This window comes from Streptomyces anandii JCM 4720 (genome assembly GCF_014650655.1).
Classification (GTDB): Bacteria; Actinomycetota; Actinomycetes; order Streptomycetales; family Streptomycetaceae; genus Streptomyces; species Streptomyces anandii.
Map to the genome: position 1 here is coordinate 112,675 of NZ_BMVJ01000023.1, position 3,881 is coordinate 116,555.

The following is a 3,881-nucleotide window of genomic DNA, read 5'->3' on the forward strand; positions in this document are numbered from 1 at the left end:
GGATGCGCGCCATCGTCCGCTCCCTGGAGGAACGCGCCCTCCTCGACGTACGGCCCGGCCGCACCGCCGACGAGGCCGCCGCCGAGGCGGGCCGCACCCTCCCCGCGCACTCCGACCGCCTCCACGCCGCCGCGCGGGACTTCGACGACGTCACATACGGCGGCCGCAGGGCCACCGAGCAGTCGTACCACCGCACCGCCCGGCTCGACCGCGACCTGGAGAACACACGGCCCAAGCTCACGAGCGACGACAGCACGGCCCGCGACATCCACCAGGGGGCCGCCGGATGACGACCGAGGCCACGCTCCCCGCCACCTCGACCGCCCCCACCGCCCGCCAGAGGTGGACCCGCGCGCGGGGCATCCTGCTCGCCCTGCTGCTCCTCGTCGCAGCGGCCGTGGCGATCGCCGCGCTCCGCTCCGGCGACCGGCACGGCCGCCTCGACCCCCGCTCCGCCGACCCCTACGGCAGCCACGCCGTCGCCGCGCTGCTCGCCCACCACGGCGTCACCACACGCGTGGTCACCACCCTGGACGAGGCCACGGCAGCCGCCGGGCCCGACACCACCCTGCTCGTCGCCGTGCCCGACCTGCTGACGGACGACCAGCAGTCCCGCCTGCACGCGGCGGCCACCGCCTCCGGCGGACGCACCGTCCTCGTCGCCCCCGACGTCCCCTCCCTCGGCCGGCTCGCCCCCGGCGTCACCGCCGACCCCGCACCCAGCTTCGACACCACCCTCGGCCCGGGCTGCGACCTGCCCGCGGCCCGGCGCGCCGGCACCGCCGAGACGGGCGACGGCATCCGCTACTCCACCACCGCCCGCGACGCCGACGCCTGCTACCCGAGCGACGGCCTGCCCACCCTGCTGCGCATCCCGCAGTCCACCAAGGGCGGCGACACCGTCGTCCTCGGATCGCCCGGCATCCTCTACAACGACCGCCTCGACCAGCAGGGCAACGCCTCGCTCGCCCTCCAACTCCTCGGCTCCCGCGCCCATCTGGTCTGGTACCTCCCCTCGCTCTCCGACGCCTCCGCCCCCGACACCGGCCGACGCGGCTTCTTCGACCTGCTGCCCTCCGGCTGGCTCTGGGGCACCCTGCAACTCTTCGTCGCGGCAGCCCTCGCCGCCCTGTGGCGGGCACGCCGGCTAGGCCCCCTCGTGCCCGAGAAACTCCCCGTCGCGATCCGCGCCTCCGAAACCGTCGAAGGCCGCGCCCGCCTCTACCGCAAGGCGAACGCCCGCGACCGCGCCGCCACCGCTCTGCGCTCCACCACACGCACCCGCCTCGCCCCCCTCGTGGGCATCCCCGTCACCCAGGCGCACGCGCCCGAAGCCCTGCTCCCCGCGCTCTCCGCCCACCTGCACGGCGACGGACAGTCCCTGCACGACCTGCTCTTCGGCCCGCCGCCCGGCGACGACGCGGCCCTCGTCTCCCTCGCCGACCGACTCGACGCCCTCGAAAGAGAGGTACGCCGTCCATGATGGACCCGACCACTGACAACGCCGGGCACACCGGGGACCCGGCCGCCGCCCGGGCCTCCCTGGAAGCCCTGCGCGCCGAGATCGCCAAGGCCGTGGTCGGCCAGGACCCCGCGGTGACGGGCCTCGTCGTCGCCCTGCTGTGCCGCGGCCACGTCCTGCTCGAAGGCGTCCCCGGAGTCGCCAAGACCCTGCTCGTCCGCACCCTGGCAGCCGCCCTCGAACTCGGCACCAAACGCGTCCAGTTCACCCCCGACCTCATGCCGAGCGACGTGACCGGGTCCCTGGTCTACGACGCCCGCACCGCGGAGTTCTCCTTCCAGCCCGGCCCGGTCTTCACCAACCTCCTCCTCGCCGACGAGATCAACCGCACCCCGCCCAAGACCCAGTCCTCCCTCCTGGAGGCCATGGAGGAGCGCCAGGTCACCGTCGACGGCACCCCGCGCCCGCTCCCCGAGCCCTTCCTCGTCATCGCCACCCAGAACCCGGTCGAGTACGAGGGCACCTACCCCCTGCCCGAGGCACAACTCGACCGCTTCCTGCTGAAACTGACGATCCCCCTGCCCTCACGCCAGGACGAGATCGACGTCGTCGCCCGTCACGCCGCCGGCTTCAACCCGCGCGACCTGCACGCCGCCGGCGTGCGCCCGGTGGCCGGCCCCGCCGACCTCGACGCGGCCCGCGCCGCGATCGCCAAGACGACCGTCTCCCCGGAGATCACCGCCTACGTCGTCGACATCTGCCGCGCCACCCGCGAATCGCCGTCGCTCACCCTGGGCGTCTCCCCGCGCGGGGCGACGGCCCTGCTCTCGACGTCCCGCGCGTGGGCCTGGCTCACCGGCCGCGACTACGTCATCCCCGACGACGTCAAAGCCCTGGCCCTGCCCACCCTGCGCCACCGCGTACAACTGCGCCCCGAGGCCGAGATGGAGGGCGTCACCGCCGACTCGGTGATCAACGCCATCCTCGCCCACGTCCCGGTCCCCCGCTGATGGCCCTCACCGGACGCGCCGCGCTCCTCGCGGCCCTCGGCTCGATCCCCGTCGGCATCTGGGACGCCGGCTGGACGGCCATGCTCGCGGTGAACGCTCCACTGGCCGTCGCCTGCGCCTGCGACTACGCCCTCGCCGCCCCCGTACGACGCCTCGGCCTGACCCGCTCAGGAGACAACTCCGTCCGTCTCGGGGAAGCCGCCGACGTAACCCTCACACTGACCAACCCCGCCGGCCGCCCTCTGCGCGCGCAGGTCCGCGACGCATGGCCGCCGAGCAGCTGGCAGCCCGGCACGGAGACGACGGCGTCCCGCCACCGCGTGTCGGTGCCCGCCGGCGAGCGCCGACGGCTCACGACCCGCCTGCGCCCCACCCGGCGCGGCGACCGTCACGCCGACCGCGTCACCATCCGCTCCTACGGCCCGCTCGGTCTCTTCGCCCGACAGGGCACCCACAAGGTCCCGTGGACGGTACGCGTGCTGCCGCCCTTCACCAGCCGCAAGCACCTGCCCTCCAAGCTCGCGCGCCTCCGTGAGCTCGACGGCCGCACGAGTGTCCTCACCCGGGGCGAGGGCACCGAGTTCGACAGCCTGCGCGAGTACGTACCCGGCGACGACACCCGCTCCATCGACTGGCGTGCCACGGCCCGCCAGACCACGGTCGCGGTACGCACCTGGCGCCCCGAACGCGACCGGCACATCCTGGTGGTCCTCGACACGGGCCGCACTTCCGCGGGCCGAGTGGGTGATGTGCCGCGTCTGGACGCGTCCATGGACGCGGGCCTGCTCCTGGCGGCCCTGGCCTCCCGCGCCGGCGACCGCGTGGACCTGCTCGCCTACGACCGCCGGGTACGCGCTCTGGTGCAGGGCCGCGCGGCGGGCGACCTGCTTCCGTCCCTGGTCAACGCGATGGCCACGCTGGAGCCGGAACTCGTCGAGACCGACGCCAGGGGCCTGACCGCCACGGCACTGCGCACGGCGCCCCGTCGCTCCCTGATCGTCCTGCTGACCAGCCTGGACGCCGCCCCGGTCGAAGAGGGCCTGCTGCCGGTCCTTCCTCAATTCACCCAGCGCCATACGGTGTTGGTGGCCTCGGTGGCCGATCCTCACGTCGCCACAATGGCCGCGGCCCGGGGGAACACCGACGCGGTGTACGAGGCCGCGGCGGCCGCACAGGCGCAGGCGGAGCGCCATCGCACGGCGGAACAGCTCCGCCGCCATGGCGTGACGGTCGTGGACGCGACACCGGACGACTTGGCGCCCGCGCTGGCGGACGCGTATCTGGCACTCAAGGCGGCGGGCCGGCTGTGAGCCGGGCCGCGCCCGGGGCCCAAACGCAGAAAACCCCGCACCGTGAGGTGCGGGGTTTTCTTCAATATTTGTTCGGCGGTGTCCTACTCTCCCACAGGG

At 74.4% G+C, this 3,881-nt stretch carries 4 protein-coding genes; all 4 read left to right on the top strand.

Going from position 1 to position 3,881, the window contains the following annotated elements:
• Positions 1 to 290: DUF4129 domain-containing protein (locus IE249_RS38940; RefSeq protein ID WP_229859554.1), on the top strand; the 290-nt coding region annotated here is incomplete at its 5' end.
• A complete protein-coding gene (locus IE249_RS30220) occupies positions 287 to 1,483 on the top strand; it encodes a DUF4350 domain-containing protein (RefSeq protein ID WP_189709872.1) in 1,197 nt (398 codons plus the stop codon). The genes IE249_RS38940 and IE249_RS30220, both read left to right, overlap by 4 nt.
• Complete coding sequence (locus IE249_RS30225) at positions 1,483 to 2,472, top strand: AAA family ATPase (RefSeq protein WP_189709874.1); 990 nt, start codon at positions 1,483 to 1,485, stop codon at positions 2,470 to 2,472. The genes IE249_RS30220 and IE249_RS30225 overlap by 1 nt, the downstream gene beginning before the upstream one ends.
• A complete protein-coding gene (locus tag IE249_RS30230; RefSeq protein WP_189709876.1) occupies positions 2,472 to 3,782 on the top strand; it encodes a DUF58 domain-containing protein in 1,311 nt (436 codons plus the stop codon). The genes IE249_RS30225 and IE249_RS30230 overlap by 1 nt, the downstream gene beginning before the upstream one ends.
• Positions 3,783 to 3,881: the final 99 nt, after the last annotated feature.

Coding starts and splice junctions, on each gene's coding strand:
- IE249_RS30230 (WP_189709876.1), top strand. CDS start 2,472: ATGGCCCTCACCGGACGCGCCGCGCTCCTCGCGGCCCTCGGCTCGATC.
- IE249_RS30220 (WP_189709872.1), top strand. CDS start 287: ATGACGACCGAGGCCACGCTCCCCGCCACCTCGACCGCCCCCACCGCC.
- IE249_RS30225 (WP_189709874.1), top strand. CDS start 1,483: ATGGACCCGACCACTGACAACGCCGGGCACACCGGGGACCCGGCCGCC.